The sequence below is a fragment of the Methylobacterium komagatae genome, assembly GCF_042661665.1.
Lineage (GTDB): Bacteria > Pseudomonadota > Alphaproteobacteria > Rhizobiales > Beijerinckiaceae > Methylobacterium > Methylobacterium komagatae.
Genome location: NZ_JBHSWN010000001.1, coordinates 2,635,342 through 2,661,653, shown reverse-complemented (window position 1 = coordinate 2,661,653; position 26,312 = coordinate 2,635,342). Strand labels below are relative to the sequence as shown.

Annotated in this window: 19 protein-coding genes, 3 pseudogenes and 1 riboswitch; of the genes and pseudogenes, 12 read left to right on the top strand and 10 right to left on the bottom strand. The window is 66.9% G+C overall.

What is annotated here, in order from left to right; translation table 11 throughout:
• Window positions 1-95: 95 nt before the first annotated feature.
• Entirely contained in the window at window positions 96-2,222 is a 2,127-nt protein-coding gene (locus ACFQE0_RS13000; protein WP_378970192.1) for a TonB-dependent receptor, read from the top strand.
• A gap of 52 nt (window positions 2,223-2,274) precedes the next feature.
• On the opposite strand, the gene ACFQE0_RS12995 is transcribed toward ACFQE0_RS13000, so the two are convergent.
• Together ACFQE0_RS12995 and ACFQE0_RS12990 are read right to left on the bottom strand one after the other, a co-directional pair.
• Window positions 2,275-3,693, bottom strand: coding sequence for a PepSY domain-containing protein (locus ACFQE0_RS12995; RefSeq protein ID WP_378970190.1), 1,419 nt, complete (start codon window positions 3,691-3,693; stop codon window positions 2,275-2,277).
• Window positions 3,690-5,875, bottom strand: a pseudogene (locus ACFQE0_RS12990) (TonB-dependent receptor). Before ACFQE0_RS12990 ends, ACFQE0_RS12995 begins: the two are co-directional and overlap by 4 nt.
• Window positions 5,876-6,106: 231 nt before the next feature.
• Window positions 6,107-6,307: riboswitch (cobalamin riboswitch) on the bottom strand.
• Between the two features lie 112 nt (window positions 6,308-6,419).
• On the opposite strand from ACFQE0_RS12990, the pseudogene ACFQE0_RS12985 reads away from it, so the two are divergent.
• From ACFQE0_RS12985 to ACFQE0_RS12965, 5 genes and pseudogenes are all read left to right on the top strand, one after another.
• Window positions 6,420-7,735: pseudogene (locus tag ACFQE0_RS12985) on the top strand (RluA family pseudouridine synthase).
• 120 nt (window positions 7,736-7,855) lie between these two features.
• Window positions 7,856-8,236, top strand: coding sequence for a hypothetical protein (locus ACFQE0_RS12980; RefSeq protein ID WP_378970188.1), 381 nt, complete (start codon window positions 7,856-7,858; stop codon window positions 8,234-8,236).
• Between the two features lie 16 nt (window positions 8,237-8,252).
• The gene (locus ACFQE0_RS12975; RefSeq protein WP_378970186.1) at window positions 8,253-8,909 is read left to right on the top strand and encodes an HAD-IA family hydrolase; all 657 of its coding nucleotides are present in this window, start codon (window positions 8,253-8,255) and stop codon (window positions 8,907-8,909) included.
• A gap of 42 nt (window positions 8,910-8,951) precedes the next feature.
• On the top strand, window positions 8,952-9,743 hold the full coding sequence (locus tag ACFQE0_RS12970; protein ID WP_378970184.1) for an ATP12 family chaperone protein: 792 nt from the start codon (window positions 8,952-8,954) through the stop codon (window positions 9,741-9,743).
• Window positions 9,744-9,874: 131 nt separating this feature from the next.
• Complete coding sequence (locus ACFQE0_RS12965; protein ID WP_378970182.1) at window positions 9,875-10,168, top strand: hypothetical protein; 294 nt, start codon at window positions 9,875-9,877, stop codon at window positions 10,166-10,168.
• On the opposite strand, the gene ACFQE0_RS12960 is transcribed toward ACFQE0_RS12965, so the two are convergent.
• Both ACFQE0_RS12960 and ACFQE0_RS12955 read right to left on the bottom strand, forming a co-directional pair.
• Complete coding sequence (locus ACFQE0_RS12960) at window positions 10,165-10,650, bottom strand: glutathione peroxidase (RefSeq protein ID WP_378970180.1); 486 nt, start codon at window positions 10,648-10,650, stop codon at window positions 10,165-10,167. The genes ACFQE0_RS12965 and ACFQE0_RS12960 overlap by 4 nt on opposite strands.
• 82 nt (window positions 10,651-10,732) lie before the next feature.
• Window positions 10,733-11,272 carry a hypothetical protein gene (locus tag ACFQE0_RS12955; RefSeq protein ID WP_378970178.1) on the bottom strand — a complete coding sequence of 180 codons (540 nt, stop codon included), beginning with the start codon at window positions 11,270-11,272 and terminating at the stop codon, window positions 10,733-10,735.
• A 107-nt stretch (window positions 11,273-11,379) separates the two neighbouring features.
• Here ACFQE0_RS12955 and ACFQE0_RS12950 point away from each other — a divergent pair.
• Window positions 11,380-12,761: pseudogene (locus ACFQE0_RS12950) on the top strand (aminotransferase).
• A gap of 553 nt (window positions 12,762-13,314) precedes the next feature.
• Here the strand turns inward: ACFQE0_RS12950 and ACFQE0_RS12945 are convergent.
• Entirely contained in the window at window positions 13,315-13,455 is a 141-nt protein-coding gene (locus tag ACFQE0_RS12945) for a hypothetical protein (RefSeq protein ID WP_378970176.1), read from the bottom strand.
• A gap of 134 nt (window positions 13,456-13,589) precedes the next feature.
• Here ACFQE0_RS12945 and ACFQE0_RS12940 point away from each other — a divergent pair, with 134 nt between their 5' ends.
• Complete coding sequence (locus ACFQE0_RS12940) at window positions 13,590-13,781, top strand: helix-turn-helix domain-containing protein (RefSeq protein ID WP_378970174.1); 192 nt, start codon at window positions 13,590-13,592, stop codon at window positions 13,779-13,781.
• 6 nt (window positions 13,782-13,787) lie between these two features.
• Here the strand turns inward: ACFQE0_RS12940 and ACFQE0_RS12935 are convergent, their stop codons facing one another.
• Window positions 13,788-17,855, bottom strand: coding sequence for a Pls/PosA family non-ribosomal peptide synthetase (locus ACFQE0_RS12935; protein ID WP_378970172.1), 4,068 nt, complete (start codon window positions 17,853-17,855; stop codon window positions 13,788-13,790).
• A 142-nt stretch (window positions 17,856-17,997) separates the two neighbouring features.
• The gene (locus tag ACFQE0_RS12930) at window positions 17,998-18,585 is read right to left on the bottom strand and encodes a histidine phosphatase family protein (RefSeq protein ID WP_378970170.1); all 588 of its coding nucleotides are present in this window, start codon (window positions 18,583-18,585) and stop codon (window positions 17,998-18,000) included.
• A gap of 96 nt (window positions 18,586-18,681) precedes the next feature.
• Here ACFQE0_RS12930 and ACFQE0_RS12925 point away from each other — a divergent pair, with 96 nt between their 5' ends.
• A complete protein-coding gene (locus tag ACFQE0_RS12925) occupies window positions 18,682-19,674 on the top strand; it encodes a polyphosphate kinase 2 family protein (RefSeq protein WP_378970168.1) in 993 nt (330 codons plus the stop codon).
• 27 nt (window positions 19,675-19,701) lie between these two features.
• Here ACFQE0_RS12925 and ACFQE0_RS12920 read toward each other — a convergent pair whose 3' ends face one another.
• The gene (locus ACFQE0_RS12920; RefSeq protein WP_378970166.1) at window positions 19,702-20,925 is read right to left on the bottom strand and encodes a serine hydrolase domain-containing protein; all 1,224 of its coding nucleotides are present in this window, start codon (window positions 20,923-20,925) and stop codon (window positions 19,702-19,704) included.
• A 77-nt stretch (window positions 20,926-21,002) separates the two neighbouring features.
• Window positions 21,003-21,224: a hypothetical protein gene (locus ACFQE0_RS12915; RefSeq protein ID WP_378970164.1), complete on the bottom strand. Its 222-nt coding sequence runs from the start codon at window positions 21,222-21,224 to the stop codon at window positions 21,003-21,005.
• Between the two features lie 161 nt (window positions 21,225-21,385).
• Here ACFQE0_RS12915 and ACFQE0_RS12910 point away from each other — a divergent pair, with 161 nt between their 5' ends.
• Window positions 21,386-22,858: an MFS transporter gene (locus ACFQE0_RS12910; protein ID WP_378970162.1), complete on the top strand. Its 1,473-nt coding sequence runs from the start codon at window positions 21,386-21,388 to the stop codon at window positions 22,856-22,858.
• A 161-nt stretch (window positions 22,859-23,019) separates the two neighbouring features.
• Window positions 23,020-23,319, top strand: a complete 300-nt coding sequence (locus ACFQE0_RS12905; protein WP_378970160.1) for a hypothetical protein — start codon at window positions 23,020-23,022, stop codon at window positions 23,317-23,319.
• A gap of 18 nt (window positions 23,320-23,337) precedes the next feature.
• Here ACFQE0_RS12905 and ACFQE0_RS12900 read toward each other — a convergent pair whose 3' ends face one another.
• The gene (locus ACFQE0_RS12900) at window positions 23,338-24,345 is read right to left on the bottom strand and encodes a glucokinase (protein WP_378970158.1); all 1,008 of its coding nucleotides are present in this window, start codon (window positions 24,343-24,345) and stop codon (window positions 23,338-23,340) included.
• A 239-nt stretch (window positions 24,346-24,584) separates the two neighbouring features.
• Between ACFQE0_RS12900 and mqo the strand changes: the two genes are divergently transcribed.
• Window positions 24,585-26,288 carry a malate dehydrogenase (quinone) gene (gene mqo / locus ACFQE0_RS12895; protein WP_378970156.1) on the top strand — a complete coding sequence of 568 codons (1,704 nt, stop codon included), beginning with the start codon at window positions 24,585-24,587 and terminating at the stop codon, window positions 26,286-26,288.
• The last annotated feature ends 24 nt before the right edge of the window (window positions 26,289-26,312 follow it).

Below are 26,312 nucleotides of genomic sequence, written 5' to 3'. Positions count from 1 at the left end.
ACGTTTCACATTCTTGGCGCTGTCGAGCGTCGGCCCCCCTTGCGGGGTGCGACCGCAGCGCGGCATTGAAACGTTATAACAAGTTGCGAGAGCCGATGTCGTCCGCGCGCCACCCCGCCGTGCCCCTCCTCGCCTGCGCTGCCTTCCTCGGCGCAGGCCCGGCGCTGAGCCAGAGCGCGGTCACCCTTGACCAGATCAGCGTCACGAGCCCGACCCCGGTGCAACCGATCCGGCCCGTAACGGTGGCCACACCGGCACTCCCGACCGGCATCCTTCCCGTGGCGACGGACACCTTCTCGCCGGTCACGGTGGTGACCGGGGAGCAGATCGCCCGCGATCAGCCTCGCACCCTTGGAGATGCCCTGTTCGACCGGCCCGGCATCTCGGGCACGACTTATGCCCCAGGCGCCGCCTCCCGCCCGATCATCCGTGGCCTGGACAATGCGCGGGTGCGCATCCAGGAAAACGGTATCGGCAATGGCGGCGTGTCCGATCTGGGCGAGGATCACACCGTCCCGGTCAATCCGCTGGTGGCGGACCGGATCGAGGTGATCCGCGGCCCGGCGACGTTGCGCTACGGCTCCGGCGCGATCGGCGGGGTGGTCTCGGCGGACAACAATCGCGTACCGACCTTCATTCCGGCCAATGGCGTGCAGGGTCAGGTGACGACGGGCTATTCCACCGTCGATAACGGGAGGCTCGGCGCGGCCACTGTCGATGCGGGCGGCGACGGGATCGCGGTCCACGCGGACGGGTTTAAGACCGCCGCCGACAATTACGCCATCCCCGGTGGCATCCAGCGCAACTCCTACAACGAGTCACAGGGCGGGGCGTTCGGCATCTCCGCGATCGGCGACCGTGGCTTCGCGGGAATCTCGTTCAGCCATTACGACGCGGTCTACGCCATTCCCGGCGACGTCTCGGCGGATGCCCGTACTCGTCTCACGCCGAATCAGGACCGCGTGCTCAGCCGGGGCGAGTACCGCCCCGTGGACGGGCCGATCGAGGTCATCCGGTACTGGGCGGGCTACTCGGTCTACAAACACAACGAGGTCGGCATTGGCGGCGACGGGATCGAGGGGATCCAGGCGACCTTCAAGAATCGCGAAGCCGAGGCGCGGGTCGAATTCCAGCATGTCCCGGTCTTCACCGCGCTCGGCAAGCTGACCGGCGCCCTCGGCTTCCAGTCCGACCGGCGTGTCATCAACACCGCCCTCGAATCCTTCCTGCCCAAGACCGAGTCGCGCGCCAACGCGGTGTACCTGTTCGAGGAACTCGAACTGCGCCCGGGCACCCGCCTTCAGGCGGCGGGCCGCTACGAGGTCGACCGCGTGTCGGGCACGGCGGCGATCTTCCCTGACAACTTTCTGCCGGAGAACGGTGCGGAGCCCTTCCAGTTTGCCCGCACGCGTCGCTTCGCGCCCAAAAGCGTGAGCCTCGGCGCCCTACAGGATCTGCCCTTCGATTTCGTAGCGAGCCTCACAGGCTCCTATGTCGAGCGAGGCCCGAGCGGCTACGAGCTATTCTCACAGGGCCCGCACGATGCCACGGCAACGTTCGAGATCGGCAACCCGAACCTCAAGCGCGAGCGCGCCCGGACCATCGAGGCCAGCATCCGCCGGGCTGTCGGACCGCTGCGCATCGACGCCACCGGATATTACACGCGCTACACGGGCTTCATCTACCGCAACTATACGGGCCTGTTCTGCGACGACGACTTCGCCTCCTGTGGCACGGGCAAGGAAAACCGGCAGATCGTCTACCAGCAGCAGAATGCGACGTTCTACGGCGCGGAGATCATCGGCCAGTACGACATCCTGCCCATCGGCGATGGCTTCGCGGGCGTGGAAGGGCAGTTCGATTTCGTGCGGGCTCAGTTCGATGACGGCACCAACGTGCCGCGCATTCCGCCTTACCGCGTCGGCGGCGGCGTCTATGTGCGCGCTGATGGCTGGTTCGCCCGGGTGAACCTGCTCCATGCCTTCGACCACCGGAACATCGCACCGTTCGAGACGCCCACTGCGGGCTACGACGACCTCCGTGCCGAGGTGAGCTACACCAAACCGCTGGATCCGAAGCTCTACGGGGCGAGCTCGGTGACGCTTGGCGTCCAGGGTCGCAACCTGCTCGATGCGGACATCCGCAACTCGGCTTCGTTCAAGAAGGACGAGATCCTCCTGCCGGGCCGCAATGTCCGCCTATTCCTCACCGCCCGGTTCTAAGGGAAAAAACCGACTCTTCGCCATGCGCGCGGGCCGGCGTCACACCGTTGTCCTATCGCGGATGAGGCGTCCGTGATCGTGCGAGGCGCCGCACCCCCGCGACGAGCCCGGTCAGCGCGATCCCACCGCCGAGCAGGTTCAGCAACCATTGGCTCGCCTGCCGGGCCGAGGGGCGCAGGGTCAGGCCGGGAATGTCGAGCCTGTGCGGGGCGGAGAACAGCCAACGGTTGATCCGACCCGAGCGGTCGAGCCGGTTGAGGAGCGCACCGTCGCGCGGATCGACATGCAGCCACGTGGCGGCGGGGTCATCGAAGATCAGGCGCAGCACCGGCAGGGGGCGCTCGTCACCCTGCGGATACCAGTAGGTATCGTAGGCCGAGAGCCGTTCGACAGAGGCGAGCCGCCCGCCCGGAACGCGCGCGGCGGCTTCGATGGTGGAAGGATCGAGGCCGGTCGTCTGCGGGCTATCCCGCGTCTCGCGGATGACGACCCAGCGCCCGCCGATGGAGGCAAAGCGCATGAGCTTGAGATCCGGCCCGCCGATCCGGCGAAGATCGGCAGGCCAGAGGCCGACGGCGCCGGGCCTACCCGCATAGGCGGCCCGTATGGTCTCGGGGGGCGTGAGCGAGGAGAACCAGCGGTTGGGATTCATGGAGAGCCAGCCGCTAACAATGAATCCGATGAGCGCGGCTCCCCCGGCGAGGCCGAACGCGTGGTGCCACAGGGCAAGGCCGCGATACGGGCTGACCGCACCGCCGCGATAGCGATGCCGCAAACGCATCCGCCAGATGCCGATGATAATGCCGGTGATGGCCGCGAGGCTCGCCACGCCGGAGAGCCATAGAACCACCTGTCGCCACGCCTCCGGTGCCGCCCGCAAGGGCGTGAGATAGACCCAGTGAATGACCGAGCCCGCCCAGTTCCAAGCCCTTTGCCAGCGGGTGGTGACGAGGGCGATCTCCCCCGTGGCCACGGAGATGTAGGTTTCGGTGCCGATTGGGTCCCCGGCAATGACCTTCAGGAACGGCCGCAGGGGATCGTAGCGAGCCGTGACGGTCCACTGGTCGCGTTCGACCGATCGGACCTCGCCGCCCCCCGCGATTCGCCGCGCGCCTTCTTCATCGACCGGCCCAAGCTTTTCGCCACTCTCGGCAGAGACCGTGATGCGGGCGCCGTCCGAATTGGCGAAGCGATAGACCGGCGCTCCGTCCCGCATCTCCAGCCGAAGGCCCGATGCGGCATCCACCGGGCCGGGTCCGGTCATCGCGCCATCGGGGCCGACTCGGACACTGTCCCAATCGAGGTCCGTGAGCCGGGCCAACGTGTCCGCGCGGCTTAGCGAGGGAAACGGCACGTAGAGCATGACCAGCCCGGAGCCGATCCACAGGGTGAAGAGCAGTGCCGTGCCGATCCCGAGCCAGCGGTGGCTCAGGAGAAGCCAGCGCCGCGCCGCCTTCCCCGCGATGCTCACCACGCCACCGTGTAGGCGACCTCGACCGAACGGGGGCGACCGAGGAGCCAGTTCGTGCCGACACCATCCACGGCGTTGCCGTTGATGGCGTAGACCTTGTCGAACAGGTTGTAGACCCGCAGCGACAGGCGCGAATCCGCCGTCACCTGCCGGTCGAGCGCAAGGTTCACGAGGGTATAGGCCGGGCGACGCGCCGTGTTGCCGAAGTCGCTATAGACCTGCCCGATATTCTGCAGGCCGATGCGGGCCGCCCAGTCCCGGCTCGGTTCCCAGGTGAGCCAGAGGTTGGCCACCCGCTCCGGCACGTCGATGGGTTGCTTGCCCGCGTAGGAGATGGCGGCGCCGTTCACCACCTGGGTGAAGCTGTCGTACTGTGCGTGAAGCAGGGCGAGGTTGCCGTCGATCCGCCATCCGGGCGCGACGCGCCAGCCGAGGGCCAATTCCACGCCCTGCGAGGATTGGCTGCCCACTTGAATGCCCGCGGCAGGCGAGTTCGGCAGCCGCGAGATCAGGTTGTCCTTCACGATGCGATAGCCCGCGAGCGTCCATTCGAGCTGGCCGTCGAAGGCGAGGCCCTTCGCCCCCACTTCGATCTGGTCGCCGGTCGCGAGCTTGAAGCCCGCCAGCGACTGCGACAGCGTGATCAGGCTCCCCACCGGATCGGTGGCGTAGCTGTACTGGGCATAGAGCGCGCTGTCGGGCGTCGGGTTGTAGACGAGCCCGAACCGGTAGCCGAGAGCATTGAACGTGCGTTCGAACTGCGCCCCCGTCTGGAGGTCCGTCCGCCGCAGCGTCGGCACATCGAGCCGGGCGCCGGTGAGGAAGGAGAGCTTGTCCGTGATGACCAGACGATCCTCGGCGAAGACCGAGGCTTGGCTCGTCTGGGTCGCATAGGCCGGGCGCGCCCGCCCGTCCTGCGGGAACAGGCCGGGATCATAGCCGGTGAGCGGCACCGAGGTGGTCTGGTCGAAGTAGAAATTGTTCGTGTGCCGGAAATCGATGTGATTCACATCGAAGCCTGCCGCGAAGACATTCGGCAAGCCAAGCACATCGCCCCGGAAGGTGGCGTTGAGCCGGTTACCGACCTGCTCCTGATTGTGGTAGATTTCGAGATAGTTGCCGCGGTCGACCAATCCTGTGGCGCGGTTGAACGCGTATTGCTCCACGTCGAGCCAGTGCCGACGTGACGTCAAACGGTAGGCCGTATTCCGGATGGTGATATCGGCGCTGGGCGACCATTCGGCCTTCAGCTGGGTCCAGTTGTCGGCCCAAGTGATTTTCGCGTCGCGGACATTGTAATTGTTGAAGCGGATCAGGTCGGGGATCCGCCCCTCCACGAGTGGCGTGCCCCAGTAGCGCGCGGGCTCCTGGTAGCCGAGATCGTGCGAGAGGGTGATCGCGAGATCGGGGCTCGGCTGGAACAGCAGGGCTGCCGACACGGCGAGGTTGCGGAAATCCCCTCCGGTCGCAACCAGCCATCGGCCCGGTTGCCGCTGACGTTGAAGCGGTAGGCGAACGTATCGCCATACTCGGCCTGCGCGATGCCGCCCCCCGAATCGAAGGCGAGCCGGGCCAAGCCATTGGAGCCCACCACGGCGCGGGCGGTGTTGATGGGCACGAAAACCGGCTTCTTTGGCACTACATTGATGATGCCGCCGATCGCCCCGTCGCCATAGAGAACGGAGGATGGGCCGCGCAGCACCTCGATCCGCTCGACGTTCCACGTGTCGAACGGGAAGGTCACGGTGCCCGCGCCCACGTAGAAGCGCGTGCCGTCATAGAGTTGCTGGATCGAGTTCGGCCCGGCGAAGCCCCGGCTGGTGAAAGCTCCGTTGCCGTTGCCGGGATCGGCAATGGTGGTGATGCCGGTAGCATCCTGCGTCACCGCTTCGGCGATGGATGTCTGGCCGCGCAGGCGAGCCGCCTCCCCCGACACGATGTCGATGCTGGCGGGCGTCTCCAGCGGAGTCAGGCCGATGCGGCTCGCCGTGCGATCAGGCGTGCGCAGGTTGAGACCAACCGGCGCGGCACGGGTGAGGCTGACCCCGCTATCCCCCTCGACTGACAATTGTTCGAGGGTCACGACCTCCTGCGCCAGGGCGGGCGGCGCGACGAGGATGAGCGGAGCATGGGCTAAAGCCGCGAGCAGTGGCTTGCGACTGGCAGGATGACGGGCAGACATGAGACGGCGGACTCCGGCGCGGCGAAGACCGGCCTCGCTCCCATTGCAATGTAACAACATTACATGTCCAGGGCCGCGCAGACGTGTTCCTGCGAAGGGGTCGGGCAGACGGGACGGGAACATGGCGGTCGCGGGCGCGCTTGCTGTGGCACGTCACCGCGAACGAGGCCTTGGCACGCCCGTGGGCAGTGCCTCGACACCCGCCGGGGCACCCCGCCCAGCGCGTTTCGCGTGTGACCACGGCTGACGGCAGGTCTCCTGGCTCGCGGGTCATCGCCCTCGCACCGTCTTCCCGGATGACATGCATCCAGTGACGCGGTGGTGCTGGGCTCGCCGCTTACAGTTGCGGGGGCAGCCGCGGCTTCGGAGCAAGCCCCTCACCGCGTTCCCTTTTGATCCCCGTGAGGGGGAACCGTCACGGCTAAGCTAGGCCAGGGTAGCGCCACGCGTCAACGCGGGCGTGGCCCTTATCGGCCCTCATCCAAGGGGAAGACTTTGCCGGGTGGCTCCCGCGATGCTATGCGGCGGGCATTCCAGGAAGATCATGACCACACGACCTCCCCGCCGCGGCGGCCCTTCCGGCGGCAATGGCCGCCCTGACGGACGGCCCGGCCGCAAGCCCCCCTACGGCGCGGATCGCGCCCGTACGGGTCCGCGCACCAGCGCCAAGGACGCCGCCGAACGCGCCGCACGGGCGCGGGGCGACGATGCGGGCGAGCGCGCCCCGTGGATTCCCGCCGCCGCGCCTGAGCCGCGCGAGAAGGCGCCTCCGCGCAAGCCTGCCAAGCCGAAGGCCGTAGCCGAGGCGTCCGCTCCCGGACCGACGCGCCGCGAGCAGCGCGCCGAAGCCTCGGCGACGCTGGCCTCCGGCGTTCAGACGCTGACGGTCGAGGCGGACGAGGCGGGCATGCGCATCGATCGCTTCCTGACTGCCCGCTTTCCGCAACTGCCCTTCACCCGCGTGCAGAGCATCGTCCGCAAGGGTGAGTTGCGTGTGGATGGCAAGCGCGCGAAGCCCAACGACCGGTTGGAGCCGGGGATGAGCGTGCGCGTGCCGCCGCTGCGCCTCGACCAGCCGAATGAGCGTCCGCGCAATCCCGCCCGCGAATCCGACGACGCGGCCTTCATCCGCAGCCTCATCCTCTACGAGGACGCGGAGATGATGATTCTGAACAAGCCGTTCGGCCTCGCGGTCCAGGGTGGTTCGGGCACCGTGCGCCATGTCGATGGCCTGCTCGAATCGATGATCGGGCCGGACGGGCAGAAGCCGCGCCTCGTGCACCGGCTCGACAAGGACACGGCGGGCTGCCTCATCATCGCCAAGACACGGCTCGCCGCCTCGACGCTTGCCAAGAGCTTCCGTTCTCGCGCTGCCCGCAAGATCTACTGGGCGCTGTGCGCGGGCGTTCCGCGCGTACGCCAAGGCCGGGTTTCGACCTACCTCGCGAAGGACGAGCCGACCGATGCCGACGCGCGGATGCGCATCGCCAAGCACGGCGAGGAGGGCGCAAGCCACGCGCTGACCTATTACGCCATGGTCGATCAGGCGGCGCAGAAGCTGTCTTGGCTGTCGTTCAAGCCGGTTACCGGCCGGACTCACCAGTTGCGTGCTCATGCGGCGCATATCGGCCATCCGATCGTCGGCGACCCGAAATACTTCTCGGTCGAGAACTGGGAGTTGCCCGGCGGTATTCAGAACCGCCTGCATCTTCTGGCTCGGCGGATCGTGATTCCTCATCCGCGCACGGGCAAGCCCGTGGACGTGAGCGCCCCTCTGCCGCAACACATGGCGCAGAGCGGAATCTTCTCGGCTTCGACGCGGGCCGCTATGATCCGGTGGTGGACGCACCCGAAGATTGAACGGGTCGTGAGAGCCCAACCGGCGCCGATGCCTTGGCAACGGCGCTGACCGCCTCATATGCTGCGTTGCTCGGCCGTGCGCCTACCTGCCGGGTAATCCGACGGTCGAGACCCTGGGATATGAAGCTCGCGATTCTGGCCTGCCTCGCCGCCCTCTGCCTGACGGCACCCCTCGCCCAGGCGGCGCCGGGCGATGCCGCACAACAGAAGCCCACCTCCGCGCGGCAGGAGGCTCCGAAGGCCGATACGGCGAAAGCCGAACCGCCCAAGACCGAAGCCCGCGCTCCCGGCGCGCCCGTCGTGGTAGGGCGGGACAAAAGGCGTCGCTCCTATGCAGCCTGCAACCGTGCCTCGCATCAGCGCGGCTACCGCGGCGGGAAGCGGCGGCGTTTTCTGATCCGCTGCCGTCTCGGCTACGAGCGCACCCGCGCACATCAGCAACAACAGCAGCAGCAACAGGCGCCTGTCGCGCCTGCGCCTGCGCCGGCCCGTAAGCCATGACGAAGCGAGGCCGTAGATGAGGCTCGTCGTCTTCGATGTGGACGGGACGCTCGTCGACAGCCAGCACCTGATCGTCGCCGCGCAGGCCGTGGCCTTCAACGAGGTCGGCCTTCCGGCGCCGGAGCGGAGGATCGCGCTCTCCGTTGTCGGGCTGTCGCTGCCGCAGGCTTTCCGGCGCCTCGTCGGCGAAGACGGGCCGGTGGCCGAACTCTCCGAGGCCTACAAGAACGCCTATAACCGTTTGCGGCTCGACCCCGATCACGAGGAACCGCTGTTCCCCGGCATGGGCGATCTCCTCGACCGGCTCCATGCCCGGCCGGGCGTTGTCCTCGGTATCGCGACGGGGAAGTCGCGCCGGGGCGTCGACCGGTTGATCGAGCATTACGGTTGGGAGGACCGCTTCGTCACCACGCAGTCGGCCGACGATGCGCCCTCGAAGCCGGACCCGGCCATGCTGCTGCAAGCCATGGAAGAGGCGGGCACCACGCCGGACTCGACCGTGATGATCGGCGACACGACCTTCGACATCACCATGGCGGTGAATGCGGGCGTCGCGCCCATTGGCGTTGCCTGGGGATACCATCCGCCCGGCACACTTCTGCGCGCCGGAGCGGTGTCGGTGGTTGAAAATGCACTGGCCCTGGAAGGCTTGATCGGCGGCGGCGCGGCCTGAAACCCTCTCGCGCGGCGCGGCTCGAACGCCTATGTCCCTCCCATGAGCGACGTGACGCGAGACTGGCTCGGTGAACCGGGCGATGAGGGCAAGCCGGATCCCATGCGGGCCGCCCGGACGGGGGCGAAACCCGCCCTACCCCGGCGCTTCTACAAGGAAGCCGGATTTGCCCCTGCGGAGGGCGGGTTCCGCCTGACTCTTGATGGTCGCTCGGCCAACACACCCGCCCGCAACCCGCTTGTGCTGCCGACCGAGGCGCTGGCTGGCGCCGTCGCGGCGGAATGGGGCGCACAGGACACATCGATCGATCCGGCGACGATGCCGCTCACACGTCTGGCCAATACCGCCATCGACGGCGTAGCGACCCGGATCGATGCGGTCGCCGACGACCTCTGCGCCTATGCTCAGACCGATCTGCTGGCCTATCGCGCCGCCGAGCCGGATCGCCTCGTCACCGCGCAAGCCAAGGCGTGGGACCCCGTGCTCGATTGGGCCTACGAAACGTTCGGGGCAAAGCTGATTCTCAGCGAGGGCGTGATGCCCGTCACTCAGCCTCCGCAGGCGATACAGGCCCTCACCGAGGCGGTGCGGCGGGTGGACGACCCGTTCCGCCTCGCGGCCCTGCACACCCTCACCACCCTTACCGGCTCCCTGATCCTGGCGCTCGCCGTTCTGCATGGGCGCCTCGACCCCGGCGCCGCGTGGGAGGCGGCGCATGTGGATGAGACCTATCAGGCCGCTGTCTGGGGTCGGGACGAGGAGGCCGAGGCGCGTCTGGCCGTCCGCCGGGCCGAGTTCGACGCTGCGGCGAAGACGATCTCATCGCTACCCTGACGGTGTGGCGCCGATGCAAGCCAGCAACATCCCGGCGCCATTTTCACCACAATCCTCGGTCCGCAAAACGCCCTATGGCGGAACCAGCCGGAATGCTATTAGCGTCGGCATCGAAAGGTTTCGGCCGCCCGATGTCCGCGCAAAGCACTGACGAAAACTCTATTGCCGATGAATTGAGAGCGATTTTCCGCGCCTCGCGTGAGCATCGTGATCGCGATTCGCGCATCGCGTTGTTCGACTCGCTGGCGAATCTGGAACGATCATTGACATCGCGCGGCGCACCCGAGGCCTTCCTGCGCCGTGTCGCCGAATGCCGGTTCCTGGCGGGCATCCTGCGCGAGTCGGTGACGCCCGCGCATCATCAGGCCATGCGGGCCACCCGCAGGATTTGGACGGCTCCCCTGGAAGCGGTCGAAGTACGCTAACCCTTCAGGGCGTTCTCGACGGCGCCGCGCAGCTTCGCAGGGCGGTCTGTTGGCGCAAAACGCTTGAGCGGGATGCCGTCTCGCCCGATCAGGAACTTGGTGAAGTTCCACTTGATGTTGGATGAGCCGAACAGCCCCCGCTTGGCGCGGCTGAGATAGGCGAAGAGCGGGTCCGCACCCGAGCCGTTCACTTCGACCTTGGCGAGAACGGGGAAGGTCACGTCGTAAGTCAACGAGCAGAACTTCGCGATTTCCTGCGCATCGCCGGGCTCCTGCTTGCCGAACTGGTTACACGGGAAGCCGAGCACGGTGAGCCCGTCGTCCTGCTTCTCCCGCCACAAGTCCTCCAGCCCCGCATATTGCGGCGTGAAACCGCAACGCGATGCCGTGTTGACGATGAGAAGCGCTCGGCCGCGATACTGATCCAGGGGATGGGGGCTGCCGTCGGCGGCGCGGACGGTGAAATCATGGACAGTCGTCATGCCCACTCGAATCCCACGGCGCGGCCACGCTGCATAGAGCCCCCGGCCAGCGGGTGGGGCTATCCCCACCGGATCGTTCGCCTCAGGCGGCGGATTTCACCTTTTCCACGTCGAAGGTCAGGCCCTGGGGCGTCATGCGGCTGCGGGTGACGATGCGCTCGTCCGGGGCGACCGTTCCGAGAGCAACGTCCCTGTCAGGCAGAACCAGCGTCGTCGTCTTGTTCACATGGACGAGGACGTGCCTGCCTTTGTCGGCCGAGGCTACGGCCCAGCGGCGCAACTGGCCGTAATACGGCTCGCGCTTCCATGCGTTCGCCTGTCCGGGATCGACTTGCACGTTCATGTTGCGGCTGACCGGGTCGAGGGTCAGCACCATCTTCGCGCGGTCGGGCTTCCATTCCGGGCCGAGCCAGCCCTCCGTCATCCAGAGACAGTGGAAGGCGCGGCAATGGTCCGGCCGTGTCGCGTGGATCGCGCAGCCCCGACCGGAGACGGTATGACGGCACCATTGCCCGGCGATGCTCTCGACCGCCGGAACGTCGTAGACCTTGCAGCACAGGGTGCAGGTGCCGCAGGCGCGACCGGGCGCAGGATGCGCGACGAAACTCTCTGGGCTCTGCATCGGCTGTCCGGCATGCATCCGGGGCGGAGGGATCCACGGATGGCGGACCTTTCTGCGAGCCCATCGTGCCGGTAGTGTGGCACGGTCTCCGCCCAAGGAACGTTCGCATGCTCTCGAACCTCGCGACCCGCGACGTCGAAACCCTGCTTCACCCCTATACCCATCTGTCGAATCATCGCCGCACCGGCCCGCTCGTGCTGGAGCGCGGCGAGGGCGTGCATGTCTTCGACACGGAGGGCCGCCCCTACATCGAAGGCATGGCGGGGCTGTGGTGCACGGCGCTGGGCTATTCGAATGCGGAGCTCGTGGATGCGGCCGCGGCGCAGATGGGGCGGCTGCCCTTCACGCATCTCTTCTCCGGCCGCAGCCACGATCCGGCGATCGAGCTCGCGGAGACGCTGAAGGAGTTGATGCCGATCCCGACCTCGAAGATCTTTTTCTGTTCGTCGGGCTCGGAGGCGAACGACACGCAGGTCAAGCTGGCGTGGTACTACAACAACGCGGTGGGACGCCCGAACAAGAAGAAGATCATCGCCCGCAAGAAGGGCTATCACGGCGTGACCATCGCCAGCGCCTCCATGACCGGCTTGCCCGCCAACCACATGGATTGGGATCTGCCGCTTCCGGGCTTTCTCCATGTTTCCACGCCGCACCATTACCGGGGCGCCGAGGCGGGCGAGAGCGAGGAGGCCTATTCGGCCCGCCTCGCGGCGGAGCTGGAAGAGACCATCCTGCGAGAGGGGCCGGAGACGTTCGCCGCTTTCATCGCCGAGCCGGTGATGGGTGCGGGCGGGGCCATCATCCCGCCGAAGGGCTACTTCCCGGCGATCCAGGCCGTGCTTGCCAAATACGACGTGCGGCTCATCGCCGACGAGGTGATCTGCGGCTTCGGTCGCCTCGGCACGTGGTTCGGCGGGCAGGCCCTCGATATGCGGCCCGACACCCTGTCCTTCGCCAAGGCGGTCACCTCGGGCTACGTGCCGCTCGGCGGCATCACCATCGATCCGGCGATGTACGACGTGCTTGTCGGGCAGAGCGAGAAACTCGGCGGCTTCGGCCACGGCACCACCTATTCCGGTCACCCGGTCGCCTGCGCCGTGGCGATCAAGGCGATCGAGATCTATAGGCGAGACCGCATCATCGAGGGCGCGGCCGAGAAGGCCCTCACTTTCAGCGGCGGCTCTCCGCGCTGGTGGAGCACGACATCGTCGGCGAGGCGAAGGGCATCGGCCTGATCGGCGGGCTGGAGATCGTCGCGGATAAGGCAAGCCGCCGCCAATACGATCCGAAGGCAGGCGTGGCCGCGCGCTGCGTCGCCTACGCCCAAGAGGAGGGTCTGATCGTCCGCTTCCTCGCAGGCGACCGCGTGGCGGTGTGCCCGCCGCTGATCATCACGCCGAGCGAGATCGATGACCTCTTCGACCGCCTGACCCGGGCGCTCGACCGGACACGGGATTGGATCCGCTCCGAAGGCTTTACGGCAGTGTAACCTTCGCGCTTCTTCACGAGGGACAAGAACTCGATCATGCTGTGAGCTTGAGTGTGGGCTGACCCAAGCGATCAGCGATGGCCTTGACTTACGTACCCCGAGCGCATTTCTCGACCGACGCCCTGCCGGAGCGAGAACGTCTGGACGCGTGGCGCTCCTTGTTTTCGGCCCATGATCTCGCGGCCGAGGCTGAGGGGTTTTCCGCGCGGATCGAGACGGCGCAAGTGGGTCCGATGTCCCTCCGCGTCATGAATGCGGTCAGCCAGGGTCCGGCGCGGAGCCGTCTGCAGACCCGGCGTGACGGCCTCGATTCCTTCGTGCTGCACCTGAGCCGTCACGGCTACAGCGCCGATACCGAACGCGGCATGGTGGATGTGCCGGCTGGCTCGGTCAGCTTCAACGACATGTCGCAGAGTTACCGGCGCAGCCTCGTGCCGGAGACGGATTCGGTGATCCTCGTGCTTCCGCGGGCGTCGGTGACCTCCGTGATGCCCAATGAAGATGGGTTGCATGGGCTGGTTCTCCAGGGCGGCACGGGCCTGCTCCTGGCGGATCACCTGCGTTCGCTGGCCAGGAACAGCCATACGATCACCACGGCCGATTCCGGCCACATCGCGCAGGCCACGTTGCACATGCTCGCGGCCTGCGTCCGCCCGAGCCTCGCAACCTTCGCCGAGGCGAGCGCGCCGATCAACGACGCCCGGCTCCGGGCCGCGAAGCGCTTCGTGAGGGACCACCTGAATTCACCGCTGAAGATCGACGCGATGTCGAAGGCGCTGGGTATGTCGCGCTCCCAGGCTCTACCGACTGTTCGAGCAGGAGGGTGGCGTGGCGCGCTACCTCGCACGGCAACGGCTTTCAGCCATTCGCGTCGCACTGGAAGATCCGCTCGAACGGCGCACGATCAGCGAGTTGAGCGAGGCATTCGGCTTCGGCAGCACGGCCGCCCTGTCCCACGCCTTCCGGCAAGCATACGGCCTGACCCCGCGCGACTACCGGGCGAGTGCGCGGGGCTTTTGACTCGATTCAGGCCTTGTGGATCACCGGCACGGCAGGAGCGCCTTCCCATTCGGTGTTGGCGGGTATCGACTCGCCCTTCATCACGATGGTGAGGGGGCGCAGCCGGGCGTAGTCGCCGACCTTGGTATCGTAGAGCACCGTCGAGAAGGCACCGATCGACACGCCGCGACCGACCACAACCCGGCCGACCTTCATGATCCGATCCTCGTAGAGGTGGGTCTGTAGGGCGGAGACGCGATTGATGGTGCAGAAATCGCCGATCTCGACACAATCGAATTCGGTGATGTCGGTGGTGAGCATGCACACCCCCTGCCCCACCTTCACGCCGAACAGGCGCAGTGCCCAGGGCAGGAACGGCGTGCCCTGAAGGTGTTCGAGCAGCACCTTTCCGGCGAGGCCCCAATAGGCCACTGCGATGGCCTCGGTGCGCATGGCCCACCACGACCACATCGGCCGCATGCCGGGGCGATAGACACCCATCAGCGCCCATTTCATCGCGATGACGGCCGAGGACTGGATCAGCGCGATGACGACGCTGATCGTCACGAAGCTGACGGCAAGGCCCGACCAGTCGCGTTCGAGGATCGCTGGGTAGAAGTACCAATCGATCGCCGTGATCGCGAGCGTGATGTAGAGCATCGGCGAGAACGAGGTCGAAAACGCCTCGAACACGCCGCGCCGCACCTTCGGCCACAGGCCGGGCTCGTAGGTCTGGGCGGCTGAGCCGAGATCGACCTTCTGGCGGGCGGGCAAGCGGATCGGCGGCGAGCCGAACCACGTCTCCCCCGGCGCCATCTTGTCGTTGGCCGGCGGCTTCGACTTGATGCCGATCAGCACATCATCGGGGATTACGGCGCCCGGCGGCACCACTGCGTCGTTGCCGACGAAGACCCGCTTGCCGGTCTGGACCGGATCGAGATGCATCCAGCCCCGCCGGATCTCCTCCTCGCCGAACACCACCTCGTCGGCGATGAAGTTGCGCGCCCCGACCTCCGCGAGGTCATAGCGCCCCGCGAGGTTCGTCGAGATCTCGGCTCCCTCGCCCATCTGGGCGCCCATCAGCCGGTACCAAGCGCGCATGTAGACGGTGGCGAAGAGCGAGGCCAACGTCTCCAGCGTCACCTCGACGGCCAGCGCCAGAGACCACTTCCGCAGATAGAACAGGGAGTGGATCGAGTAGGTCCCGTGGCGGGTGCGGGGCAGGATCAGCCAGCGCAGGCCGGTGATCAGCAGCACCGTTCCGGCGGTCATCAGCATGGCGGTCGGCCATGTGAGGATCGGCAGGTAGAAGTGATAGTCGATGTCGGTGATGTCGGAGAGCGAATCCGAGATCTGGTCGAAGATGAAGAAGGCCGGGAAGATCGGCAGTAGACCAACGGCCGGAATGGCGCCGAGCAGCAACACGTAGACGATGCCGAAGGCCATGCGGCGGCCGGGCGAGGCATCCGATTGCGGCGGCAGATCGCTCGTGTCGGCCGTGCCGACCTTGCGGCCGGGCGAGCCGTCCCACCGCTCGGCGGCGCCGACGCGGCTGCCGGCCGGGATCGTGGTGAGGTCGGCCACCTCGGCCTGCGCACCGATGACCGTGTCGTGGGAGATGACGCAGGATGTGCCGATGCTGGCATCCGCGCCGATCTCGACCTTGCCGATGACGAGTTCGTTGCCGACGATTTCCGCGTTGGCAATCACGAGCCGCCCGCCGAGCGAGGCACCGTCACCGACATGGAGGAGGTCCGGCGCGCCGATCTCGATATCGGAGATGAGCGCATCCTTGCCGATCCGCGCGCCCATGAGGCGCAGGTAGGTCGCGATGGCGGGCGAGCCCTGGAGCCACTTCACGTGGACCAGGGGCGCGAGCCGCTGCGCCAGCCACCAGCGATAGTAATAGACGCCCCAGAGCGGATAGCGGCCGGGCTTGGTCCGCCCGAGCACCAGCCATTTGCCGACGACTGCAATGGCCGCGGTCACCGCGTTGATCGCGATATAGACGAGGAGCAGCACGCCGAGTTCGGCGAAGAAGCTCAATCCGCCGCCCGTCAGAAGCAGGTAGGTGACGAAGATACCGAGCCACTGCACCGTGGCGAGCGCAATGAGGAACGGCAGCGCGACCGCCTGGGCGAGCCCGCATAGGGCGCGACGCAGGAGAGGCGGCGGCGCGAAACTGAGATCGCGCACGGCTGCTTCCGCGCCGACGCCACCGGTCCGCTCGATCAACGTGCTGGCCATCGCCCGAAGGGTGCGCTGGGCATAGACGTCGGGCAGCGTGATCCCGGCGAGGGCCGGTGTCTCGCGCACGGCCGAGACGAAGCGCGCGGCCAGCAACGAATGGCCGCCGAGATCGGCGAAGAAGTCGCCCTCGAAGGGGATCGGCTGCGCGCCGAAGACCTGCTTGGCGGCGGCGAGCAATGCGGCTTCGGTATCGTTGTCCGGCGGCTCCTGCTCGCCATCGGCGGCGACCACGGTCAACGGGGCCACCTTCAGCGCCTTGCGATCGACCTTGCCGGAGGTGAGGCGCGGCAGCGTTTCGGCCACCTCGAAATGGCCGGGCACCATGTAGGGCGGCATTTCGGCGGCGAGGCGCTTGCGCAGGGCGGGCGTATCGAGGGGCTGTCCGCGCTCGGGGATGAGGAAGGCGACGAGGCGGTCGACCCCGTCGTCGGAGCGCAGAACCACCGCCGCCTGATTGATCTCGGGCACGGCGCGGATGCGGGATTCGATTTCGCCCAGTTCCACGCGGAAGCCGCGGATCTTCACTTGGTCGTCGATGCGCCCGTGAAAGACGATGCGTCCGTCCGCATCGAGGGAGACCGCATCGCCCGAGCGATAGAGCACGGGGTCCGACCCATCGGACGGGAACGGGTTCTCGATGAACTTCTCGGCCGTCAGTTCCGGCCGCTGGAGATAGCCTGCCGCGACGCCGGGTCCGCCGATCAGCAACTCGCCCTGCTCGTCGCGCCCGAGCAGGCGAAGCTCCTCACTCGCTACATAGACCGAATAATTCGGGATCGGCCCACCGATCGTCACCGGCTCGCCGGGGCGCATCTCGGCGGCGGTCGCCACCACCGTCGCCTCGGTCGGCCCGTAGGTGTTGAAGAGTTGGCGGGTCGCCGTCGCCCATTTGGCGATCAGCGGCTCGGGCAGCGCCTCGCCGCCGAGCAGCACGAGCCGGACCTTCGGCAGGTCTCCCGTGATCATGGCGAGCAGCGTCGGAACCGTGTCCAGCACCGTGATGCCGTTCGCCGCGATGATGCCGGGCAGCGCTTCCACGTCGCCCATCATCGACGGGCTCGCCACGAACAGCGTCGCGCCTACGAGATAGGGAACCCAGATCTCCTCCATCGAGAGATCGAAGGCGACGGAGGCGCCCTGGAAAACCACGTCGTCGGCGCGCATCCCGTAGAGCGCGTTCCCCGAGCGGAGGAAGTGGCAGATGTTGGCGTGACTGATGACGATGCCCTTCGGCACGCCCGTCGAGCCGGAGGTGTAGATCAGGTAAGCGGGATGGCCGGGGGTCAGGCCCTTGGCCCTGGCATCGGGCAGGGGCGCGTTGGCCGGGGTATCCCTGTCGAGAGCGGCCTGTGTCAGGGCCGGCGTGTTCGCGGGCGCCTGGGCTTCGAGGGCGGGCGAGACGAGGAGCGCCTTGGCCGCCGCATCCCCGAGACAGATGCCGACGCGGTCCGCGGGTGCCTCGGCATCGAAGGGCAGCCATGCCGCGCCTGACAGGGTGATGCCGATCTGCGCGACCAAGAGGTCCGGCCCCCGAGCCATCCAGAGGCCGACCACGTCGCCGGGGCCGATGCCCCGATGCGCCAACCCGGCGGCGATCCGCTGGGCCTTGGCCACGACCTGCGCGTAGCTCAAATGCGGATGCAGCCCGCCTGCGCCGAGGGTCGCGCCGTCGATGAGGCAGGGGTGATCGGGCCGCGCCTGCGCGGAGGCGAGGAAGATCTCACCGAGCACTTCATTGCGGATCAGGTCGGGCCGCCGGTCTCCGTAGAGAACCGCCCCACCGTCCGACGGCCGCGCGTCCCGCGCCGCCGATGCGGGCAAGGACTTCTCGGCGAGGTCGCTCATGCGCTGCTCCGCTGCCGGCTACACCCGCCGGCGCTCAACATCCCAGCGCCCTATAGCCCGTGGATCGTGCCGTTAGCGAGGCGGCTTTGCACGCGAGCGCCTCAGAGGCGTTGACGAAGTCACGACCGTGGCTTGCAGGTCATCAGGCCCAGCGCCAACCGGTCTCGTCCACGACCAGAACCTCGCCCTGGCGAATGCCGAGACGCGGGGCGGCGTAGATGTCGAGTTGGCCGAGGGCCACGAGCATGGCACGCGCCACTCCGCCATGGGCGACCACGACGGAGACCGGGCCGAGCTCGGCGAAGAACGGCGAGACGCGCTCGGCGAGCATCGCATAGCTTTCCCCGCCCTGCCCCGGCGGCTGATATTGCCAGCGGTTGCGGTCGCGCTGATGCGCTCCGGCCGGATCTCGGCGGCGGATCTCGGCCCAGGTCGAACCTTCCCAGGCGCCGAAGCCGATCTCCCGCAGGCGCGGATCGACGGCGTAGTCCTTTGGCGGCAGGCCGAGGGCTGCGCGCATGATCTGCATGGTCCGGCGCGTCCGGATCAACGGACTCGCGAAGAAGGCCGCCTCGGCGAGTGAGTGGCCCGCGACGGCGGCGAGACGCGGGGCGACCGATGCCGCCTGCTCCTCGCCGATGCCGTTCAGATCGATATCATGGGCTCCCTGGAGCCGACCTTCCGCATTCCAGCCCGTCTGGCCGTGGCGGATGAAATAGATAGTCCGCAAACTCAACGTTCCTTACGAGGAACACGACACGCGGAACGAGCCGACGTCCCGGCCGTTCCGAAGCCGCACAGCAAAGCCCCCCACAGGCGTCACCGGATGTCCAAGAAAAACGGCAAGCACGAAAGCGGCCAATCCGTCCCAGGCAGCGAGGTAGCAGACCGGGACGATCTCTCACACGGGCAATTGAACCCACCCTCGACATCCCTGTGGGCGAACGCGGCCGGGGTGATCGCCGGAGTGAAGCCCGGCGCCATCGCGGGGCACACCCCCTCCCCGATCGTAGCCGCACCTGGACTGATCGCGGCAAAGCCCGGCGATGTCGTGGATCTTGCGCGCATCGACACCCGCGCCGATGGCGGTTTGGACAAGGCCTGGGCAGAGGCAGAGCTTCGCACGCTCCGCGACCGGATTTCCGACCAGCAGGAGAAACTCTACGCCGAGCGTCGCCGCAGCCTGCTCATCGTGCTGCAGGCGATCGACACGGGCGGCAAGGATGGCACGGTGCGCGCTGTCTTGAAGGGCGTGAACCCTCAGGGCTGCACCGTGTCCTCGTTCAAGGTGCCCTCGGCCGAAGAGATGGATCACGATTTTCTGTGGCGCTACCATCGCCGCGTCCCCGGACGGGGGATGATCGGCGTGTTCAACCGCAGCCATTACGAGGATGTCCTCGTGGTGCGGGTGAAGAACCTCGTGCCCGAAGACGTCTGGCGCGCTCGTTACGAGCTCATCAATGATTTCGAGCGTTTGCTCAGTGAGAGCGGCACGACGATCCTGAAATTCTTCCTGCACATCTCCAAGGACGAGCAGAAGAAGCGACTCGAACAGCGCATCGCGGACCCAGCCAAACACTGGAAGTTCGATCCGTCCGACTTGGTCGAGCGCAAATCCTGGGACCGGTATCAGGAGGCCTTCGCCGACGCGCTCGGCCGGTGTTCGACGCCCCATGCGCCTTGGTTGATCGTCCCTGCGGATCGCAAGTGGTTCCGCAATTACGTGGTGGCCAAGACCGTGGCCGATACGCTCGACGCCATGAACCCGCAATTCCCCGAGGCCTCGAAAGACATCGCGTCTCTCAAGGTCGAGGATTGATGACGGCGTGGGCGAGCCTCGTTTGAATCAGTCAACCAGCGCTGCGTAGGTGAGGACCCGCAATTCCTTCCGGATCGGCAAGGCCGAGGAGGGAACGAGCTGGGTCATCAGCACCACGGCCAGATCCTCGGCGGGGTCGATCCAGAAGGCGGTAGAGGCCATGCCACCCCAGGCGATTTCACCCGGTGTGCCGACGATCTGCGCTTTGGCCGGATCGAGCATCACCGAGAAGCCGAGGCCGAAGCCGATGCCGGTATAGGTCGTCTCGGCGAAGCGCGGTGTGCCCATTGCGGCGAGATCACCATCCAGGTGGTTCGACGCCATCAGCGCCACGGTCTTGCGCCCGAGGAGGCGCCGCCCGTCGAGTTCGCCGCCGTTGAGAATCATCCGGCAGAATCGATGGTAATCCGCCGCTGTCGAGACGAGGCCGCCGCCGCCGGAGGGAATGGCGGGCGGGCGGGCATAGGCGGTCTCAACGGAATCGTCGAAGGGACGCAGCTTGCGCTCCCGGTCGAAGACGTAGCAGGCGCAAAACCGGTCCATCAGATCCGGGCGGAGGTGGAAGTCGGTATCGACCATGCCGAGCGGCGCGATCACCTCGTCCCGCAGATAATCGGCGAAGGGGCGGCCGGACACGACCTCCACGAAATAGCCGAGCACGTCGGTGGCGACGCTGTAGTTCCACGCTTCGCCGGGCTGGGCGAGGAGGGGCGCCGAGGCCGTGCGCGCCGTCATCTCGGCGAGCGTGCCCTCGCGTGCCAGGAAGTCGATGCCCTTCTCGCGATAGACGGCATCGACCAACGTGGCATCCATGAAGCCGTAGGTCAGCCCCGCCGTGTGGGTCAGCAGATCGCGGATGGTGATCGGGCGGCGAGCCGGCTCGGTCTCGATCTTCGCCCGGTTGCCGCCCACCGCAACCCGCATCTCCGCGAATTCCGGCAGGAACCGCGATACCGGATCATCGAGCTGGAACAGGCCCTGCTCGTAGAGCTGCATCACCGCCACAGAGGTGAGCGGCTTCGTCATCGAATAGATGCGCGTCACCGTATCGAGGGTGAACGGGGTGCCACGCGCCATGTCGGCCTGTCCGCAAGCCCGGGCGAAGACCGTCTTGCCGCGCCTCTGCACGCTGACCGATAGGCCCGCGAGGCGACCGTCGGCGACGAGGCGATCCATCCACGGCTCGATCCGCGCGAGACGCTGCGGGCACAGGCCCACTTCACGCGGATCCGCATTGAGGGTCACGCCCATCGGCTACTCCTTCGCCCAACGGTTTGCGAAGGACGCTGTACGCGCTCCGGCGCTCAGGCGCGAGCGGGGCTCAGGCCTCAGTGCTCCGCGATGAGGGGCGGATAGACGACACGCACCGCGCGACGGGTCGCGGATGTGTCGATCGGCGTCTGGATGGCCTCGCCCGGGCGAAGGGTCCAGCGCAGCTCGGACCCCAAAGCATTGCGGTGAGGGACGTCGTCGGCGGCGCCGGTCGGGATGGCGGCAAGACCACCAAGCGTGATCGTGACGAGGAGAGCGAAGCGCAGGCGGGTCAACATCGGGAGAGACTTTACGATCACACGTTGTGAGTGCGCTCACGATGAAGCCTGGGAGTGAAAACGGGATCGAACCGAATCGAGCGGGCAACTGTTGCGAACAGCAAGTCGGCGGCGCGGTTTATCGCGCCTCACGATTCGTGGTGAACGGAGGATGGGGCTGCATGGCAACCAAGGTGGAGGGGGTGGCCACTACGCCCGAGCGCGCCGAAATCGGCAGCGTCGTCGATACGGATATCGCGGGGCGCCTCGACCGGCTGCCCTGGGGCCGCTTCCACGTTCTGGTCATCGTGGCACTCGGGATCACCTGGGTGCTCGACGGTCTCGAAGTGACCCTCGCGGGCTCTCTCGTCGGCGCCCTCCGGCAACCGCCCATGGCCTTCTCCGAGTTCGATGTCGGTCTCGCCGCCTCGTCCTACCTTGTCGGCGCGGTGACCGGCGCGGTGGGCTTCGGCTGGCTGACCGACCGGATCGGCCGCAAGAAGCTCTTCTTCATCACGCTGGCGCTCTACCTCGTGGCCACGGCGGCCACCGGTCTCTCCTGGAACGTGGTGAGCTTCTGCTTCTTCCGCTTCCTCACCGGCGCGGGGATCGGCGGCGAATACACCGCCATCAATTCGACGATCCAGGAACTGGTCCCGGCGAGTGCGCGCGGCTGGACGAACCTCGTGATCAACGGCTCTTTCTGGATCGGCGCCGCCTTGGGTTCGTTCATGTCGATCGTGCTGCTGAAGCCGGAGGTGATCGATCCGGCCTGGGGCTGGCGGATCGCCTTCCTGACCGGCGGCGCCATCGGCCTCGTCATCCTGTTCCTGCGGCGATGGATTCCCGAGAGCCCGCGCTGGCTCGCGACCCACGGCTACACGGCGGAGGCCGACCGGGTGGTCTCGCAGATCGAGAAGCGGTTCACGGATGCGGGCGTCACCCTTCCCCCGCCGGACCCGAAGAAGCACACCAAGATCCGGGTCCGCCACCACACGCCCCTGTCCGAGGTGGCGCGTGCGATGTTCGTGACGAGCCGCAAGGAGACCATCGTCGGCCTGTGCCTGATGGTCGGGCAGGCGTTCTTCTACAACGCCCTGTTCTTCACCTATGCCCTGGTTCTGGAGAAGTTCTACGACGTGCCCGGCGGGCAGGTCGGCTGGTACCTGTTGCCCTTCGCCCTCGGCTCGTTCCTCGGCCCGGTGGCGCTGGGACGCCTGTTCGACACGGTCGGTCGGCGGCCGATGATCGCCTTCACCTACGGCATCTCGGCCGTGATGCTGGCCGGCGCGGGCTACCTGTTCCTCATCGACGCGTTCGGCGCCGTGGGCCAGACGGCCGTGTGGATGGCGGTGTTCTTCTTCGCCAGCGCGGCAGCCTCGTCGGCCTATCTCACCGTGGCGGAAACCTTCCCGCTGGAGATCCGAGCGCTCGCCATCGCGGCCTTCTACGCCATCGGTACGGGCGTCGGCGGCGTGTCGGGACCGCTCCTGTTCGGCACGCTCGTGGAAAGCGGTTCGCGCGAATACGTCTTCGCGGGCTACCTGCTCGGGGCGGTGCTGATGGGCATCGCGAGCATCGTCGGAGGCATCTGGGGGACCGCCGCTGAAGGGCGATCCCTTGAGGATGTGTCGAAGCCGCTGGCTTCGGTGTGAGGCGAAACCTCAGCGGTTGGCGACGTCGATCCGGGACGTGGCGGCCGACACCTGACGCGGCGCGTCCGTCGACAGGACGGGCTGCGGCGTTACGGTGAGGTCGCTCGCCGGGTGGGCGGCCTGGATCGCGCGGGCATGCTCGCGGCTGATCGGGGGGTGACATGAATCCGGTCGTCGGCCGAGGCAAAGCCGGCGGCGAGGGTCGCCGCGGCGAGGGCGGACGACGCAAGAACGAGGATCGTGCGCATTGTGTGCTCCGATGCGGCGCCGGAACATCCCGGCCCGCAAAAGAAAACACAAAATTGGTGCGTTGCGGTTTGAAAATTTCGCATTGCAACAAAACGCGAGAGGTCAAGCGGGGCTGCGCTATTATGCCCGATGCGAAGGGAAACAAACGATTACCGCTGTCACTCGCCATGCGCTGCACGCATGAGATATTGAAATACCCGGCATTCCCATGAAGAAAGCACCTGACTGGATCAGGCCGGGCGGCGCCAGACCTGCCCGTGATAGACGAACTTTCGCCCATTGCTCGCCAGCGCCGACAGGCCGTTGAAGGCCGGGTCCTGAACGGTGATGACGCCGGTTGGGATGTCCCGCATCATCGCGGCGAAGGGCGCCTTGCGCTCGAAAGCGTCGCGAAAGCCGCTCTGCTCCAGCACCCGTAGGATGCGGGGAGCGATACCACCACCGATATAGACGCCGCTCGTGGCGAGGAACGTCAGGGCGAGGTCGCCGCAAACCCGGCCCAGCAGCCGTGCGAACAGGGCTAGCGTTTCCACGGCATGCGGGTCGGAGGCGTTCAACCCGGCTTCCGTCACGGCGGCAGGATCGATCTTCTCGTGGGGACGCCCGGTGCGGACATGGGCGACCGCCGCATGAAGCCTCGCGAGGCCTGGCCCAGAGAGGACCGTCTCGACGGTGATGCGGTCCTCAACGCGTTCCAGCGCGTGCCAGACCTTTTCCTCGAAGGCGTCGGCCGGGCCGATATCGGTGTGCCCTGCTTCCGTCGACACGATCGCGAGGTGAGCGGAATAGGGGACGAGGGCCGCGGCGCCGAAACCCGTGCCGGGGCCCAGCACGACGCGGGCGCCCCCGGGCACTGGCGGGCACCGCCCGACCGGCGTGAGGTCATGCGGTTCGATATCGGCCGCACCGGCGGCGACCGGCACGTAGTCGTTCACGATCACGGTCGAGGATAGACCGAAATCCCCGGCGATGCGCTCGCCGCACACGACCCAATCGGCATTAGTGAGCCGGATCTCGGGACCATCCACCCGCCCGGCGATGGCGAGGATGGCCGAGCGCGGCGGCGGTGCGCCGTCCCCCGCCTTCGCCAAAGAGGCGCGTATTGCCGAGGACGGATCGGGATGCCGCGCCGTGGCCTCATGCGAGACCAGGCGCGGTTTGGCGCCCTGACGGTCTATGAGGCCAAAGCGAGCATTCGTGCCGCCGATGTCGCCGATAAGGACCGGGAACTCGAACATCGACGCTAGCCTCCTCGCCCCTGCCGCACGGGCCCGAGTGCCCTGTGTGGCAAATGGCGGGAGCTACGGGAAGAGCGCCTTAGCTCACCCGGCCATTCGCGTCAGTTCTGCACCCGACGCGCCCCCCGATGCAAGCGCACAGGCTTGAGCACTGGCCGCTCCGTGTCGCATCAACCGCCGTAAATTTTGTTTCGCCATTCGACAAATATAATTTTGCAACTTGGGGCTGATCCTTCCCGATGATCGACGCTGACGACTGCTATCCGACCCTTAATGCGCACGATAATTCCGGCAACGTGAATCGTCGGCAACTTATCGGTACTGCCCTGACCGGCGCGGCGGTCGCCGCCCTCCCCTCGACGATTGCAGACGCGGCGGCGGATACTCGCAAGGTCGATGTCTTGCTGATCGGCGGCGGCATCATGAGCGCCTCCCTCGGCATCTGGCTGCGCGAGTTGGAGCCGGACTGGTCGATGGAAATGGTCGAGCGTCTGGACGGCGTCGCCCTGGAAAGCTCGAACGGCTGGAACAATGCCGGGACCGGGCATTCCGCCCTGGCCGAGCTGAATTACACGCCCGAGGACACGAAGGGCCGGGTGACGATCGACAAGGCCGTTGCGATCAACGAGTCCTTCCAGATCTCCCGTCAGTTCTGGTCCTGGCAGGTAAAGAACGGCGTTCTCAAGAACCCGCGCAGCTTCATCAATTCCACCCCGCACATGAGCTTCGTGTGGGGCGACGAGAACGTGGATTTCCTGAAGCGCCGTCATGAGGCGTTGAAGGTCAGCCCGCTCTTCTCCAGCATGCAGTTTTCCAGCGATCCGGAGCGCATCAAGTCCTGGGTACCGCTGATGATGGAGGGTCGCGACCCCAAGCAGAAGGTTGCCGCGACCTGGACTCCCATCGGCACGGACGTGGATTTTGGCGAGATCACCCGCCAGTTCGTCGGCCATCTGAAGAGCCAGCCGAAGTTCGACCTGAAGACCGGCACCGAGGTCGAGGGACTGACCCGCAACGGCGACGGCTCCTGGCGCGTGTCGATCCGTAATGTGAAGAGCGGCGCGGTCGAGGCGATCGACGCCAAGTTCGTCTTCATCGGCGCCGGTGGCCGGGCCCTTCACCTGCTCCAGAAGTCCGGCATTCCGGAAGCTGACGATTACGCGGGCTTCCCCGTGGGCGGCTCGTTCCTCGTGAACGACAATCCCGACACGACCTCGCTCCACCTCGCGAAAGCCTATGGCAAGGCCTCGGTCGGCGCACCGCCGATGTCGGTGCCGCATCTCGACACCCGGATGCTCGGCGGCAAGCGCGTGATTCTGTTCGGGCCGTTCGCCACCTTCTCGACCAAGTTCCTGAAGGAAGGCTCGTATTTCGATCTGCTGTCCTCGACCACGACCAGCAACATCTGGCCGATGATGCGGGTCGGCATCGATCAATATCCGCTGGTGGAATACCTCGCTGGGCGGCTGATGCTCTCCGACGAGGATCGCTATCAGGCCCTGCGCGAGTACTTCCCCAATGCCAAGAAGGGCGAATGGCGCCTGTGGCAGGCGGGCCAGCGCGTGCAGATCATCAAGCGTGATGCCGAGAAGGGCGGCGTGCTGAAGCTCGGCACCGAGATCGTCGCGTCGAAGGACGGCAGCATCGCCGGCCTGCTCGGAGCCTCGCCCGGCGCCTCGACCGCCGCGCCGATCATGCTGTCGGTCCTCGAGAAGGTCTTCGCCAAGAAGGTCGCGACGCCCGAGTGGCAGGAGAAGATCCGCCGCATCGTCCCGAGCTACGGCACGAAGCTCAACGACAATCCGCAACGAGCCTTCGAATCCCTGGCCATGACCAGCGAGACGCTTCAGCTGACCCCGCCCCCGCGGATCGAGGCCTCCATGCCGACTCCGGAAGCCCCGGCGGATTCGGTCGTGAAGCCCGTTCCGGACATGGCTCCCTAAGGATGCCGAAGGGCCGAAACGCGG